Below are 14,692 nucleotides of genomic sequence, written 5' to 3' on the forward strand. Positions count from 1 at the left end.
GCGCCGGGAAGGTGACAGATCAGTTCATGTCCGATGACGACGCTGCCAAGGAAAAACCGAAGACCGAAGCCGAGGAGCCGACGGTGAAGGTCGAGACCGCTCCCTCGACCCAGGCCGAGGCGAAATCCGAAGCCGAGCCGTCCGACGGCAAACGGTCGGGTTCGCTGCTGCCCATCGCGGGGGCCTTCACCGCGGGGGTGCTGCTGGTCGCCGCGGTCACCGCGATCGTGGTGTTCTGGAAGCAGGCCGACGATCGCGGAAACGAGCTGGACACCCGTGATTCGGCGACACGGGCCGCCTGTGATTTCGGCAAGGCCGTGGGCAGTTACGACGCGAAGAATCTCGACTCGTACTTCAAAACGGTCAACGACATGTCGACCGGTGAGTGGGCGCAGTTCTTCAGCGGTGCGACCGACGCCCTCAAACAGGCGATGGTCAGTGTGCAGGCGCGTTCCAAGATCGACGAGATCCATTGCGCCTGGGAGTCGGGTAACGACAGCGAGGCGAATGTGGTCGTGATGATCACGCAGGAGCAGACCAACGCCGCTGTTCCGCAACCGGACAAGATCACCCTGCCGGGCGTTGCCCATATGCAGTACAAGGACGGCAAGTGGCTGGTCGCCAAGTTCGACTCGCCGGTGACCAAGGGTATGGGCGGCGGCCAGGCGGCCCCGGGCGCTCCGGCGGCTCCGGGCGCGCCCGGTGACGGTCAGCCCGCCACCCCGCAGGGCAATCCGGCCCCGGCGCCGAGCGGCTCTCCGAAGCCCGGGCAGTAGTTCCGTACCACCGAACGCCTCCGGCTGTGGGCGGGTGACACCACAGCCGGAGGCTCTCGGGGTGGACCGGAGTCGGATCAGAACAGCGTGAGGGTTTCGGCCGGGGCCGGAATCGTCTCGGTCACGGGCGCAACCTTTTTCGCCTTCGGAGCCGGGGTGACCATCTCCAGCGCGGTCGGCGCGGCGGTGTCGACGATCGATAACGGCGGCAGATCGCTCGTGCCGGTGGGCAGGGCGGCCGGATCCGCCGCGGCGGCGCGGGCGGCCGTACCGGCAAGCTTGTCGGCCTGTTCGTTGAAGTAGTTGCCGACATGGCCACGCACCCAGCGGAATCGGACCGGGCCGGGGCGGGTGGCGATGGAATGATCGATGTGCTGGACCAATTCGGCGTTCTTCACCGGGCCGCCCGCGGCGGTGCGCCAGCCGTTGAGCCGCCAGCTCGACAGCCATTCGGAGGCGCATTTGATCGCGTAGAGCGAATCGCTCTCGATGAGCAGGGGTTCGGATCCGGGATGGGCGACGATGGCCTCCAGTACCGCGCGCAATTCGGCGATCTGATTGGTGCCCGCGGCCGCTCCGCCGCTGCCCGACGCGCCGCCCTCATGGTTGACCCACGCCCAGCCGATGGCGCCACCGGGATTGCGGAGGCAGGAACCGTCGGTGCTCACGATGATCATGGTGGCCTACCCTACGCAATCCGACCGACAAGGTCGGTCCCGTGAAATTCCTCGATCTCTCTCCGCAATTGCGCCTCACTCCGCCGGACGACGGAGGTGACGGCCGCATCGATCATCCCGGTGCACATCCTGGCCACCAGCCCGCGCGGGGGCCGGTAGTCGACCTCGCAGGCGAGGACCGACCGACCGGGGCCGAGCGGGTCGAACCGCAGGGTGAGCGTGCCGAGCGCCGCGACCGGCCCATCGGACCGCGCAGGCGCCACCTTCCCCGGCCGGCGCCTGCGCAGTGTGTATCCGATCACCACGTTGCGGCGGTACTCGGAAATCTCACATTCGACCGTGGTGCGCCACAACCCGATCCGAACGGCGGCGGCATACACGGCACCCGGCCCGTGGCCGGAGTCGCCGACCGGTTCGAATGCGGTGACGCCGAACATCCAGTCCGGCACGAACAGGTGGTTGTCCGTGTACGTGAACGCGACCTCCACCGGAGCCCCGACGTCGCTCGCGTACCTGATGTGGCCCATTGGCTTGTTTCCTGTTCCACGGCTGCGGACAAAAGTACTACAGAAATCCTCTTTATTGAACGGTTACCGGTGAATAACTCGAGGATTCCGGCGTGTCCGGCATATAACGGGCGAACAGGGGTCTATCGGGTCAATCGTCCAGTTGGTCTACGATATGTTCGGCGATCGGCAGCGCCGAGGTGGCCGCCGGTGAGGGTGCGTTGAGGACGTGGACCGAGCGGTCGGTGCGCTCGATCAGGAAGTCGTGCACCAGTGTTCCGTCGCGCGCCACGGCCTGCGCGCGGATCCCGGCCTCGCGCGGGCGTAGATCGGCCAGTGTCAATTCCGGGCAGTACCTTCGGCATTCGGCCAGATAACCCCGTTTGAACAGTGAATTGCGCAGTTCCCGCAGTCCGGTTCGGACATTGGCCGCCGCGACTCGGTGAAATCCGCGATAGCCCAGCACCTCCCGCGCGTCGCGCGCGTCGATACTGCCCTTGCGATAACCCTCACGCGCCAGACCGAGGACGGCATTGGGTCCGACGGTCAGCTCACCATCGATGGTCGGACTCAGATGTACGCCCAGGAACGGCAGCTCCGGATCCGGGATGGGATAGATGAGGGTGTTCACCAACCCTTTGCGCTCGGGCGGCAGCCGGTAATACTCTCCGCGAAAGGGGACAATACGCAACGAGATTCGCAATCCCGCCAGCCGTGCCACCCGATCGGCCTGCAGCCCGGCGCAGGCCACCAGCCGTCGCGCCCGCCACGAGCCCGCGGGGCCGGAGACGGTGATCGCATCGGAAGTCTCGGCGATGGCGGTGATCTCGGCCCCGAGCACGATCTCTCCTCCGGCCGCGCGCACCCGCTCGGCCAGCGCGGCCGTGACGCGGGCGTAGTCGATGATGCCGGTGCTCGGCACGAACAGCGCGCCCACGCCGGTGACGTGCGGTTCCCGGCGGATCAGTTCGGCGGCGTCGAGCAGTTCGACCTCGACGTCGTTGGCGACCGACCGCTCGTACAGCGCGAGCATCCGATCGTGCTCGACCGAATCGGTGGCGACCAGCAGCTTCCCGCACACCTCGTACGGAATGCCCTGGGCCGCCGCGAATTCCTTGGTCCACTGCGCGCCCCGGCGGCACATGCGCGCCTTGAGGCTGCCGGGCGCGTAGTAGATGCCGGAGTGGATGACCCCACTGTTGTGCCCGGTCTGATGGACGGCGAGCCGATCGGCCTTCTCGAGCAGCAGCACGCTCGCCCCGGGCCGGGTCGTCAGGATCCGGTGGGCGGTGGCGACACCGACGATGCCGCCACCGATCACGCAGTAGTCGTACACCCAGGCAGTCTCACATACCGCGACGCGACAACCGCACCGATTGCCCGCCCAGTATCGGATCGGAGAAGGCCACGGTCAGCTCGCCGCGGCGGGTGTCCACCGCGGTGCTGATCCGGGTGACACCGGCCGGATCGATCGCGCCCGGCTGCTCGCCGAGTCGCGCCGCCAGCATGGCGGTCACGGCCGACAACACATTGGTGTCGATGGTCATGGTCAGCGAATCCGGTTGCGGCCGAGTGACATTCGCGCCCACATAGGTGTCGCCGGGCAGATGGACCCGCATGGCGGGCGGGGCGGTCTGCGGTGCGGTCGCCGTCGACGCGGTGGCGGGGACGGGATGTCCGGACGGTGTGCTCGCGGTCGGCCGGTCGAAATGGGCCGTCGGGAGCCACTCACTCTCCGCCACCAGGCCGATCTCGCCGGAAAACCTTGGTGCGGTGGTGGTTTCATGGGCGTTCGACTCGTGGGCGGGCGTCTCGTCGGTGAGACCCGTACCGGGCAGCGCGATCTGGGTGCCGGGCATGCGGCCGGTCTCGGCGATCTGGTTCACGACGTAGGTGCCCGCGGCGACGGTCAATCCGATACTGGCCATGCCGGCGGCGACAACGGCGGTGTGCTGGAGGATGGAGGCGGGTCGTCCTCGCGACATCGGTGCGTTCCTTTCCCTCTCCCCTGGGGCCCCCTGCAACGCGGACTCGCACCGTTGAAAGTCATACGCGCGTTCAGATTACTGTGTCGCGAAGTACGGCAGCGGAACGCTGCGATCAAGATCACAATAGGGGGTGGTCGTACGCGCTATCGACAGCGCGCTCTAGAAGACAATTGTCACACCCTCGGGTACGCGAATTTCTTTGCGCGTCAGGTGTTTCCGGTGTGGAACGGGTGGGTAAACAATTATCTAGCTGGCGAGCGTCCGCTTCGACTGCCACTTCCAAACCTCCGGCCAACGGCGTCCGGTCGGCAACAGGCACGGCGCACCCAAAGTTGGCGCTCGCCCGCTCTCGATCTATGGCCGGACGCCGTGGCGAGGTCGCTTCGCGCATGCGCGGGGCGACCGTCGGCATTCAGGCGAATTGTCCTGCGGTACGTCCCGTTCCGGCCGGTCCCGCGAACGCCTGTGCGATGGTGAGCCATTCGGCCGCATCGGGCCCGTCCGCGACGATCGCCAGATCGCCCGGGTGGCGACGCTGAGTGACCAGCAGGCAGAAATCCAGTGCGGACCCCTCGACGCGCTGGTCCGCATCCTCCGGCCCCCAGGTCCAGATCTCCCCGGCCGGTGCGTGCAGTTCGATTCGGAATTCCGCCGCGGGCGGCGTGCGTCCGTGCACCTGATAGGCGAAATTCCTGGTCCGGATGCCCAGATGGGCGATATTGCGCAGCCGCACGGTGGGGGTTCGGACGACGCCGAGCGCATCGGCCACGTCCTGACCGTGCGCCCAGGTCTCCATGAGTCGCGCGCTGACCATCGAGGCCGGACTCATCGGTGGTCCGAACCACGGCAATTTCGCACCGGACGGCACCTCGAGCAGGGCCGCCCCGAGCGCCGCGCGGCCGCGACGCCACCGGCTCAGCAGTTCGGGCGGGGGTGTGGCCGCGAGCTGTTCGGCGGCCTCGTCGACGAAGGTCAGCGCCCGCGGCAGGGCCTCGCGGACCAATTCGCCGAAGGTCTCGGCATCGGTGGCCGACAGCGCCGCGACCTCGTCGGTCCAGGCCAGATGGGCGATCTGATGGGCGATCGTCCAGCCCTCGGCGGGTGTGGCCCGGGCCCATTCGGACGCCGGCAGCCCCGCGACCAGCGCATCCAGATCCGTGCCTTCGGCATCGAGGTCGGCGAGCAACGCCTGCAGATCAACCACGCGATCAGCATCGCAGGCTCCCCCGAAAAAATGCAAGCATGCGTGCTTGTTATTACCAGCCGAACAGCGCCAGATGTACGCCGCCGACCACCAGGCCCAGTACCGCGCCGTGCAGGTAGAGCAGCCACGCGTCCTGTTCGACCGAGGCGTAGAACATCTCCATGAACTCGCCCGGCGTGAGCTGGCGCAGCTTACGGGTCGCGAAATCGTCTATCTGCCCGGCCTGTTCGAAGGCGAACTCCTCATCGGAGACCAGGCTCGGGGCCAATCCGACCGCCGCGCCGGCCGCTCCGATCTTGAGATTCTCGAATTGGCGGCGGCCGAAGGCCATTCGCACCATCGAGGTGGTCGGGCCGAGCTGGCGGTGGATCTCCTCGGAGATCAGATGTTCGACGAGCTGGCGGGTCTTGTCCCCATTGGGCCCGTCGAGCAGTTCGGTGGCCAGATTGGGCAGCGTGAGCACCTGATAGGCCAGGATGCGGCCCAGATCGGCCGCGGCCTGCGGCTGACGCTTGGCCAGCAGGGCCTGCCGCCACAGATATCGGTAGCGCGGTTGCGGATCGCCGGGTTCGAACACCATCTTGATGGCGATGACGTTCACGATGACGCCGATCGCGGCCGCCGCGGTCAGCACGACCGCCCAGCCCGGAATCCAGCCCAGCACCGGAATGTCGTGGTGCACCTGCATATACAGCGCGAGCAACAGTCCGAACGGCGCGCCCAGCAGACCGATGCGGACCATGAAACGCAGCTCCGGCGCGGCGATCGTGGTGGTCAGATCCTTGAGGATCTCCGGATTGGCGCGCAGATACCGGATGACGAAGCTCTTGATATCGATGAGCTGATCGACATTGTCGCCGAGGCGCTCGAACGCTCGCCGGGTCAGCGCGGGTAATTCGCGCTCGACGCGCTGATAGAGCAGCACCCGCGCCGGGCGCGGCACCGCCCGCCACAGCTCCGGATTCTCGCGCATCATGATCTCGTCGACGATCGGCTGCACCTGCGGGCGGGCGAGTTCGGCGATGTAGTCCGCGACGCCCTCGAGATCGAGTTCGTGGATGAAATCCTTGGGACCGCCGATCCGCATGATGGCCATATCCACGCAGATACTGGCCATCTTCTCGGCGCGGGCGGGGATGAAACCCTGGAAGCCGATCCGCTTACCATCCCCGGAGAAGGTCGGCAACACCTGTACGCGCCGGGGGAAGTAGGGGTATAGCACCTGCAGGCCCGGAATCCGGATGCCGCGGAAGTAGATCGGCCAGAACAGCATCAGCACGCCGGTCCAGTTCGTCAGCCAGCCGGCCAGGGCGCTGAAGATCGGGAAGGTGATCAGATCGACGACGATTTTCGGCTGGCCGGTGAGGTGTTCCCAGTCGACGAACACCCCGCCGGCGAGAGTCGTCATCGTGGGATTCCCCCTTGCTCCGAACCGGGACATGAGATGTCGGATGCCAACATTCTCATCGGTCCGGATCGAGTGTCAATCGAGTGGGTAGCGCCGTTTTCACCGGCCGTTCGCCGTTCGGCAAATCGGATTCGGCGCACGGCTCGCGCATCCGAGAATACTGGTCGATCGACCAATCTGGTTCGGCGCGAGTAGGGAGCACGGATATGGACGACAGCTGGAATGTGGGTCGACGGGGGTTCCTCGCGGGTGCGGCGGCGGTCGCGGGCGTCGCGGCGGTCGGTGGCATCGCGACGGCCGAGCCCGCCGGACCGGCCAAACTACCGCTGCCCACCGGCGAGAACCCGCGGATATTGCTGACCGGAGACGCCGGTACGGGCGCGCGACCACAATGGCTGGTGGCCGACGCGATCCGGGATATGCATCGGCGCGAACCGTTTTCGCTCGCGCTCGGCCTCGGCGACAACATCTACGAGAACGGGCCGTGGACCGACGACGACGCCCAGTTCGCCGACAAATTCGAAAAGCCCAACCACGACCTGGATTTCCCGTGGCTGATGGTGCTGGGCAATCACGACAACAGTTCGGTGCTGCCCGGCGACGCGGGCTGGCTGCGGCGCGGCGATCACGAGGTGGCCTATCACCGGCGGTCGGCGCGCTGGTATATGCCCGCTCGCTATTACTCGGTGCGGATTCCGCAGCAGCGACCGGTGGTGGAATTCTTCGTCCTCGACCTGAATCCTGCCGCCTCCTATATTCCGCAGGTGCTCGATCCGTACTGGGCGCCGCAGGGCCCGTTCATGACCGAGCAGGCGGCGTGGCTGGATCGCGCGCTCGCCGAATCGCAGGCGACGTGGAAGATCGTCTGCACCCACCATCCGTATCTCAACAACGGACCGCACGGCGATGCCGGGAACTACGAGGGTGTGACGGTGGAACCGCTCGACGGGCGGCATGTGAAGGCCTTCCTCGATCGGCACGTACTGGGCCGCTGCCAGTTCCTGCTGTCCGGGCACGACCATTCGCTGCAGGTGCTCGAGCCGAGCGGCCAGACCAGGAGCACCCGGCAGATCATCAGCGGCGCGGCCGCCAAATCCGTGCACGACGAACCGCTCGGCAATCCGAAACCGCAGCACCCCAACCTGTTCCAGACGTTCACCGATCTGGGGTTCATGGTGCTGGATCTGAGCCGCGACGCCGTGCGGCTGCGGGCGGTCACTGTCGATCCGGGTTCGGGGGCGGCGACCGTCGCGTTCGATCGCCGCCTGTAACCGCCTACGGCTTCAGCACCAGCCGAATCGGATTGCCCTCCTTGGCCTCCAGTGCGTGCACGGCCTTGGGCGCGTCGGTCAGCGGCAGCACCGCGCTGACCGAGCGGGCGAAGTCGACCCGGTGCAGCCGCTGCAACTGCACCAGCTGATTCACATGCTCGGGCTGCGAACCGTAGTGCCCGCGCAGCTGCTGCTGGAAGAAGCTGAACATGGTGCCGTGGGTCAGGGTGATCGGCTTGTCGGTCAGCCCCACCAGAACCAACCGTCCGCCCGGGCCCAGGCATACCGCGGCCTGCTCGCGCACGGCCGCCACACCCGCGAAATCGAAGGCCGCGGCCAGGCCCGTCCCGCCCGTCGCCTCGAAAACGCGCTTGCGCAAATCGGTTTCGCTCGGATCGAAGGCGTAGTCGGCCCCGAAATCCAGTGCGCGCTGCCGCGCCGCGGGCAGCGGATCGATCGCGATGATCGGCGCCGCGCCGACCAACCGCAGCAGTTGCACCCCGTGCGCTCCCAGTCCGCCGACGCCCCATACGCCCACGGCCTCGGCCGGTCGCACCTTGGCGGTCACCGTGATCGCGGCCCACGGCGTGGACACCGCGTCGGGAATGAAACAGGCCTGCTCGAACGGCAGATCATCCGGCAGCGGCACCAACGTGTCCACCCGAGCCAGCGAATACTCCGCCCATCCCCCGTCGTAATCCACCCCCCGTGTGAACACGGCCCCATCGCGCTGCTCCCCCGCCTGCAACACGACCCGATCCCCCACCTTCGCCTGCGTCACCCCGGGCCCCAACGCGTGCACGGTCCCCGCCACCTCATGCCCGAGCGTGACCACATCCCCCCGCAGATACAGCGGAGTCAAAGTCCCATCGATCAGATGCACATCCGACAGACACACCCCCGCCGCCTCCACCTTGATCAGCACCTGCCCGGACCCCGGCTCGGGAGTCGGCACCTCCTCGACCTCGAGACGACGCTCCTTACCCAGGTGAAGACGTGCGGCCAGCATGATGCTCCTTCGCGAGTCGATTTCCGTGCGACGTTCCCGAGTATGTCACCGCCTCGGCCACGGTTCGGTTCGCGCGACGGGTCATTTCCCTTGTAGCGCAGGCACGATTCGGTTCGCGGCGTCGACCGCCCATTCGCACGAGTCGCCCCGCGCCCTGCCGTCGATGAGCAGGCCGTAGTCGTTCATCTCGACGAGCAGCAGGCAGGTCCCGGAGTACTCCTTGTTTTTCGCCAAGGCCGCCGGGCGGCCGCCGATCGTCGGATGCTCGAACGAATAGTTCTGCGCCCGATCCTGTTCCAGATACGACATGGTCATATTCGTCGCCTGCAGATAGAACTCCGAGAGGGGGTCAGCGGCGACTCCGATCAGGCATCCCCGGAAACGCAACCCGATGCCGCCGAACAGCGACACATAGGTGTTCGGCTTCTGTAACTCGAGTCCCATCTCCGCCAGGCCGTCCCGCGAGACGGCATCGCAAGGATCCAGCCGAATCGGGGCCACGCTCGGCGCGGACGATGTCGGGCCGGTGGTTTCGTGTCGTGGGTCGGGGTCTGGCTCCCCGCATCCGCTCACCCCGGCCACCACCAGCGCGAGGCAGCACAGCAATCGTCTCATTCGTCCCCCCGTTCCCCCTCGTGACCAGGGCGTTGGTCGCGCGGCGATCTTAACAGCGCCCGGGTGGGGTGGCGTTCGCTGCCGGTGAACATCCGTTCGGAACATTCGGGTGGGGGTTGGGGTTGAGTAGGTAACGCTCAACCTTGGAAGGGGCTGGACACTATGAGTACTCCACAACGTCTACCGGTGCTTTTCCTGACCGAGCCGATCGTGTTGCCGGGCATGGTTGTGCCGATCGAACTCGACGAGGCGGCCCAGGCCGCGATCGATGCGGCGCGGGCGGCGAATCTGGAGACCGTACTGCTCGCGCCCCGGCTGACCGAGGGCTACGCCGCCTACGGCGTGGTCGCGACGATCGAACAGGTCGGGCGGATGCGCGGCGGCGCGAAGGCGGCCGTGCTGCGCGCCGAGCGGCGTGCGAAGATCGGCCACGGCGTGACCGGTCCGGGCGCGGCGCTGTGGGTCGAGGCCGAGCCGGTCGAGACCCCCGAACCGGACGGGCGCACCAAAGAGCTTGCGGCCGAATACAAGAAGTTGGTCGTCTCGGTGCTGCAGCGTCGCGAGGCGTGGCAGGTCATCGATATGGTCGAGCAGATGAAGGATCCGTCGGCGCTGGCGGATGTGGCGGGCTACGCGCCCTATCTGACCGACGAGCAGAAGCGTGAACTCCTCGAAACCCCGGATGTCGCAGCGCGTTTGACCAAACTGATCGCCTGGGTGCGCGACCACATCGCCGAGATGGAGGTCACCGAGAAGATCAGCGAGGACGTCCGCGAGGGGATGGAGAAGTCCCAGCGCGAATTCCTGCTGCGCCAGCAGCTCAACGCGATTCGCAAGGAACTGGGCGAGAACGAGCCCGACGGCGCGGAGGACTACCGCACCCGCGTCGAGAACGCCGACCTGCCCGACAATGTCCGCGAGGCCGCGCTGCGCGAGGTCGACCGGCTCGAGCGCGGCAGTGATCAGAGCCCGGAGGCGGGCTGGATCCGCACCTGGCTCGATACCGTGCTGGATCTGCCGTGGACGGTGAAAACCACCGACTCCACCGATGTTTCGGCCGCCCGCGCGGTACTCGACGCCGACCACCACGGCCTGGACGAGGTCAAGGACCGCATGGTCGAGTATCTGGCGGTGCGCGCCCGGCGCGCGTCGCGTGGACTCGAGGTGGTCGGCGGCCGCGGTTCCGGCGCGGTACTGGTGCTGGTCGGTCCGCCCGGTGTCGGCAAGACCTCGCTCGGTGAGAGCGTGGCGCGGGCGTTGGGCCGCAAGTTCGTTCGCGTCGCCCTGGGCGGCGTGCGCGACGAGGCGGAGATCCGCGGCCACCGGCGCACCTATGTCGGCGCGCTGCCCGGTCGCATCGTGCGCGCGGTCAAGGAGGCGGGTTCGATGAATCCCGTCGTGCTGCTGGACGAGATCGACAAGGTCGGCTCGGACTTCCGCGGCGACCCCGCGGCCGCACTGCTCGAGGTCCTGGATCCGGCGCAGAACCACACCTTCCGCGACCACTATCTGGATCTGGATCTGGATCTGTCCGATGTGCTGTTCATCGCGACCGCGAACGTCATGGAGACGATTCCCGGCCCGCTGCTGGACCGCATGGAGTTGATCACGGTCGACGGTTACACCGAGGACGACAAGGTGGCCATCGCCCGCGACTTCCTGGTCCCGCGCCAGCTCGAACGCAACGCGCTGACCGCCGACGAGGTGCGCATCACCGAGGAGGCGCTGCGCGAGGTCGCGGCGAACTACACCCGCGAGGCGGGCGTGCGTCAGATGGAACGGCTCATCGCGAAGGCGCTGCGCAAGGCCGCGACCCGGCTGTCGGAGGACGGCGCGGATACCGAGATCACGGTCGAGCTGTCGAATTTGAAGGACTACCTGGGCAGGCCCCGGTTCACCCCGGATTCGGTGGAGCGCACCGCGGTTCCCGGTGTGGCGACCGGACTCGCGGTGACCGGTGCGGGCGGCGACGTCCTCTACATCGAGGCCAATGCCGCCGAGGGCGAACGCTCACTGACCCTGACCGGTCAGCTGGGCGATGTGATGAAGGAGTCCGCCCAGATCGCGCTCACCTACGTGCGCTCGCATCTGGAGGAGATCGGCATCGAGCCGAAGGTGCTGGATCGCAATATCCACATCCACTTCCCCGCGGGAGCCGTCCCCAAGGACGGTCCGTCGGCGGGCGTCACCATGGTCACCGCCCTGGTGTCGCTGGCGCTGGATCGGCAGGTGCGCTCGGATGTCGGCATGACCGGTGAGGTCACGCTGAACGGCCGGGTGCTGCCCATCGGCGGCGTCAAGCAGAAGCTACTGGCCGCCCAGCGAGCGGGCCTGAAGACGGTGTTCATCCCGGCCCGCAACGAGCCGGATCTGGACGACGTCCCGGCCGATGTGCTCGCCGCGCTGGATGTGCGTCCGGTCGGCGATGTGGCCGAGATCCTGGCCTACGCCATCGAGCCGGTCGCCGAACCCGCCTACGGTAGCGCGGTATTGGCGTCCTGAGCGACCGAATGCGGCCGCACCCCGGCCTTTCCGGCGGGGTGCGGCCGTTTCGCATGCGACATTGCGCGCATGCTCGATGAAAGCGGCGCGCAAGCGGCAGCCGGGAATCTGAGTCCATGACATCTGTCGAACGCATTCCGGTCCTGGTGGTCGGCGGCGGTATGGTCGGGCTGTCCGCCGCGCTGCTGCTCGAATATCACGGCGTACCTTATGTTCTCGTCGAGCGGCGCGTGAGCCCCTCGCCGCTGCCGCGTTCCCGCGGAATCCACACCCGCACCATGGAGATCTACCGGCAGCTCGGTCTGGAATCGGAGATCCAGCGGGCCGCCGCGACCGTGCTGAAGGCGGGCGCCTTCGGCGGCGCCTGGCAGGGCGCTTCGGTGCGTACGGCCGAACCACTCGATCTGACCGGTTCGGGCTTCGTGGCCGGACATCTCACCCCCGACGCCTCACCCTCACGATTCGCCTTCCTGCCCCAGGTCGTCCTCGAACCGCTGTTGACCGAACGGATTCGCGAGCACGGCGGGCAGCTGCGGCTCGGCGTCGAATGTGTCGATCTGGCAGTCGATTCCGACGGCGTGACCGCAACCCTGCGCGAGGGTGAGGCGCTGTCGCGACTGCGTGCGGACTATGTGATCGCCGCCGACGGCGCGAACAGCCCGATTCGCCGCGCGCTCGGCATCGGTGGCAGGGAGCTGCCGCCCAACCACCACTATGTCAACGTCTTCGCGCGGGTCGATCTGACCGAACTGCTCGACGGCCGCGGTTTCAGCCAGTGCGCGGTCGACAACGATCGGGTGCGCGGGCTGGTGCTGACCAAGAACAACACCGACGAATGGTCGTTCCACATCGAATACGACCCGGCCGCCGAATCGCCCGGCGACTATCCGGACGAGCGCTGCGTGGAACTGGTGCGCGCCATGGTCGGCCTGCCGGAGGTCGAGGTGCGGATACTGGCCCGAAGTGCCTGGGACACCGGCACATTCGTGGCCGACGACTATCACCGCGGCCGGGTGTTCCTGGCCGGTGACGCCGCGCACCGGCACGCGCCTTGGGGCGGCTACGGCGGCAATACCGGGGTCTCCGACGCGCACAACCTGGTGTGGAAGCTGGCCGCGGTCCTCGCGGGTACGGCCGATCCGGCACTGCTGGACTCCTATCGCACCGAGCGACGCCCGCGCGCCGAGGTCGCCGTCGAACAGTCCCGCCTGGGCGACAAGGACTTACGCACTCGTTACGGCGTGCTCACCGGCAACAATGCCGAGGAGGTAGCCCGGCAGCTGTCCACCGGCGCGGTCATGGGTCGCTACCGCTACGACGCCACCGGCGTGCCGGATCATGTCACAGAGCTGACCGGTCAGATCGGAACTCGATTGCCGCACCTGTGGATCGACGCCGACGAGACGACCTCGACATTGGATCTGTGCGGCCCGGGCTTCGCGCTGCTCGTCGCCGGATCCGCCGGGCAGTGGCGCGACGCGGCGGCGCGGGCGCAGCGGGCGACCGGTATCGATCTCGCGCTGCACGCCCTGCCCGGCGTCGAGTGGGCCGAATGCACCGGACTGCCGCAACGCGGTGCGCTGCTGGTCCGCCCGGATGCGCATGTGGCCGCTCGATCGGATGCGGGTCTGTCCCCGGCCATACTCACCGACGTGCTGCGTGAGCTGCTCGGCGCGGCGAATCAGCCCGCGTTCGAGGGCAATTCGCGCTCGACCGCCCGCGTGGTGCCCTGAGCGACGGCGACCAGTACCGCCGACCCGTCCTCGTCCTCGGCATAGATCTCGCACTGGCACACCGCTTGTCGGCGCGTCGCACCGGTGACATGGGCCTCGGCGCGCAGCCGCGCACCGGCGGCCGGGCGCAGATAGGTGATGGAGAATCCGCCGGTGAGCACATTCGGTCCGAGGATCGATCCGGCCGCGTAGGTGAGCGCGTTGTCGGCGGCGTAGGCCAGCACGCCGCCGTGCACATAGCCGAACTGCTGGCCCAGTTCGGGCCGGATCGGGATCACCAGGGTGGCCGCGCCGTCGCCGTAGGCGGCGATCTGGGCGCCGATCAGGACGCTGAAGGGCTGGGCCGCGAGGATTTCGCGGGCGAGGTTCAGATCGATGGTGGCGGTCACAGGTCTGCCTCCGGGTCGTCGGTACGGGGTGCACGCAGAGCGCGCCAGGCCGCATCGGCCAGGACGTGCGCGATATCCGTTGGAGCGGTGACCATCTCACCGCTCAGCCACTGCCGCGTGTACTCCTGCGCGGGTCCGAACCACAGCGCGTACACCAGGTCGAATTCGAGATCGCGCACGACGCCGTAGCTGGCGTGGGTGCGCCACCAGCGCCAGATATTGCGCAGCGCTTCGCGATTGGCCTCGCTTTCCCGAATACCCGGCGGTCGCGCCGAAGTGAGCACCTTGGCCCGGTACTGGTTCTCGGCGACCCAGCGCAGATGTTCGAGCACGCCGCCGGTGACGCCAGAGCGCGCGTCGGCGGCCTCGCCCACGACCTGCCACAACCCCCGCTGATAATCCGCCAGCGCGTTCGCCCACACCTGCCGGTACAGCTCGGCCTTGTCCGGGAAGTGGTGGTAGAGCGCGCCCACGCTGGCCCCGGCCGCGTCGCGGATCTGCCCGAGCGTGGTCTCCACCGCCCCGAACTCGGCGAACTGCCGTTCGGCGGCGAGTAGCAACCGATCCCGAATCTTCACAACCAGAATATTATTCTGGTTCCACTCGAATGTCAC

At 67.5% G+C, this 14,692-nt stretch carries 14 protein-coding genes; 4 read left to right on the plus strand and 10 right to left on the minus strand.

What is annotated here, in order from left to right; translation table 11 throughout:
* Positions 1-26: 26 nt before the first annotated feature.
* Positions 27-776, plus strand: coding sequence for a hypothetical protein (locus NP4_RS25300; protein ID WP_147288065.1), 750 nt, complete (start codon positions 27-29; stop codon positions 774-776).
* Between the two features lie 77 nt (positions 777-853).
* Here the strand turns inward: NP4_RS25300 and NP4_RS25305 are convergent, their stop codons facing one another.
* From NP4_RS25305 to NP4_RS25330, 6 genes are all read right to left on the minus strand, one after another.
* Positions 854-1,453 (minus strand): ribonuclease H family protein, encoded by a 600-nt coding sequence (locus NP4_RS25305; protein WP_068002653.1) that lies wholly within the window; start codon positions 1,451-1,453, stop codon positions 854-856.
* A gap of 11 nt (positions 1,454-1,464) precedes the next feature.
* Positions 1,465-1,980: an SRPBCC family protein gene (locus NP4_RS25310; protein WP_068002656.1), complete on the minus strand. Its 516-nt coding sequence runs from the start codon at positions 1,978-1,980 to the stop codon at positions 1,465-1,467.
* Between the two features lie 130 nt (positions 1,981-2,110).
* The gene (gene lhgD, locus NP4_RS25315; protein WP_068002659.1) at positions 2,111-3,295 is read right to left on the minus strand and encodes an L-2-hydroxyglutarate dehydrogenase; all 1,185 of its coding nucleotides are present in this window, start codon (positions 3,293-3,295) and stop codon (positions 2,111-2,113) included.
* A gap of 10 nt (positions 3,296-3,305) precedes the next feature.
* Positions 3,306-3,944, minus strand: coding sequence for a hypothetical protein (locus NP4_RS25320; RefSeq protein WP_114755843.1), 639 nt, complete (start codon positions 3,942-3,944; stop codon positions 3,306-3,308).
* 415 nt (positions 3,945-4,359) lie between these two features.
* On the minus strand, positions 4,360-5,151 hold the full coding sequence (locus tag NP4_RS25325; protein WP_068002666.1) for a TIGR03084 family metal-binding protein: 792 nt from the start codon (positions 5,149-5,151) through the stop codon (positions 4,360-4,362).
* A 52-nt stretch (positions 5,152-5,203) separates the two neighbouring features.
* Entirely contained in the window at positions 5,204-6,559 is a 1,356-nt protein-coding gene (locus NP4_RS25330) for a DUF445 domain-containing protein (protein WP_068002669.1), read from the minus strand.
* Positions 6,560-6,765: 206 nt separating this feature from the next.
* Here NP4_RS25330 and NP4_RS25335 point away from each other — a divergent pair, with 206 nt between their 5' ends.
* Positions 6,766-7,830, plus strand: coding sequence for a metallophosphoesterase (locus NP4_RS25335; protein ID WP_068002673.1), 1,065 nt, complete (start codon positions 6,766-6,768; stop codon positions 7,828-7,830).
* A 4-nt stretch (positions 7,831-7,834) separates the two neighbouring features.
* Here the strand turns inward: NP4_RS25335 and NP4_RS25340 are convergent, their stop codons facing one another.
* Positions 7,835-8,839 (minus strand): zinc-binding dehydrogenase, encoded by a 1,005-nt coding sequence (locus NP4_RS25340; protein WP_068002675.1) that lies wholly within the window; start codon positions 8,837-8,839, stop codon positions 7,835-7,837.
* Positions 8,840-8,920: 81 nt separating this feature from the next.
* The gene (locus NP4_RS25345; protein WP_169813807.1) at positions 8,921-9,454 is read right to left on the minus strand and encodes a DUF3558 domain-containing protein; all 534 of its coding nucleotides are present in this window, start codon (positions 9,452-9,454) and stop codon (positions 8,921-8,923) included.
* Positions 9,455-9,616: 162 nt separating this feature from the next.
* Here NP4_RS25345 and lon point away from each other — a divergent pair, with 162 nt between their 5' ends.
* Positions 9,617-11,956, plus strand: a complete 2,340-nt coding sequence (lon, locus tag NP4_RS25350) for an endopeptidase La (RefSeq protein ID WP_068002681.1) — start codon at positions 9,617-9,619, stop codon at positions 11,954-11,956.
* A gap of 116 nt (positions 11,957-12,072) precedes the next feature.
* Entirely contained in the window at positions 12,073-13,689 is a 1,617-nt protein-coding gene (locus NP4_RS25355; RefSeq protein WP_068002683.1) for an FAD-dependent monooxygenase, read from the plus strand.
* On the opposite strand, the gene NP4_RS25360 is transcribed toward NP4_RS25355, so the two are convergent.
* Both NP4_RS25360 and NP4_RS25365 read right to left on the minus strand, forming a co-directional pair.
* Positions 13,638-14,078, minus strand: coding sequence for a PaaI family thioesterase (locus tag NP4_RS25360; RefSeq protein ID WP_068002685.1), 441 nt, complete (start codon positions 14,076-14,078; stop codon positions 13,638-13,640). The two genes, NP4_RS25355 and NP4_RS25360, sit on opposite strands and share 52 nt — an antisense overlap.
* Positions 14,075-14,656, minus strand: a complete 582-nt coding sequence (locus NP4_RS25365) for a TetR/AcrR family transcriptional regulator (RefSeq protein WP_068002902.1) — start codon at positions 14,654-14,656, stop codon at positions 14,075-14,077. The genes NP4_RS25360 and NP4_RS25365 overlap by 4 nt, the downstream gene beginning before the upstream one ends.
* Positions 14,657-14,692 lie beyond the last annotated feature (36 nt).

The organism is Nocardia pseudobrasiliensis NBRC 108224 (assembly GCF_001613105.1).
GTDB lineage: Bacteria > Actinomycetota > Actinomycetes > Mycobacteriales > Mycobacteriaceae > Nocardia > Nocardia pseudobrasiliensis.

Excerpts from the sequence above, each read along its gene's own strand:
- NP4_RS25300 (WP_147288065.1), top strand. The coding sequence starts at position 27 with ATGTCCGATGACGACGCTGCCAAGGAAAAACCGAAGACCGAAGCCGAG.
- NP4_RS25305 (WP_068002653.1), bottom strand. The coding sequence starts at position 1,453 with ATGATCATCGTGAGCACCGACGGTTCCTGCCTCCGCAATCCCGGTGGC.
- NP4_RS25310 (WP_068002656.1), bottom strand. The coding sequence starts at position 1,980 with ATGGGCCACATCAGGTACGCGAGCGACGTCGGGGCTCCGGTGGAGGTC.
- NP4_RS25320 (WP_114755843.1), bottom strand. The coding sequence starts at position 3,944 with ATGTCGCGAGGACGACCCGCCTCCATCCTCCAGCACACCGCCGTTGTC.
- NP4_RS25330 (WP_068002669.1), bottom strand. The coding sequence starts at position 6,559 with ATGACGACTCTCGCCGGCGGGGTGTTCGTCGACTGGGAACACCTCACC.
- NP4_RS25335 (WP_068002673.1), top strand. The coding sequence starts at position 6,766 with ATGGACGACAGCTGGAATGTGGGTCGACGGGGGTTCCTCGCGGGTGCG.
- NP4_RS25340 (WP_068002675.1), bottom strand. The coding sequence starts at position 8,839 with ATGCTGGCCGCACGTCTTCACCTGGGTAAGGAGCGTCGTCTCGAGGTC.
- NP4_RS25345 (WP_169813807.1), bottom strand. The coding sequence starts at position 9,454 with ATGAGACGATTGCTGTGCTGCCTCGCGCTGGTGGTGGCCGGGGTGAGC.
- lon (WP_068002681.1), top strand. The coding sequence starts at position 9,617 with ATGAGTACTCCACAACGTCTACCGGTGCTTTTCCTGACCGAGCCGATC.
- NP4_RS25355 (WP_068002683.1), top strand. The coding sequence starts at position 12,073 with ATGACATCTGTCGAACGCATTCCGGTCCTGGTGGTCGGCGGCGGTATG.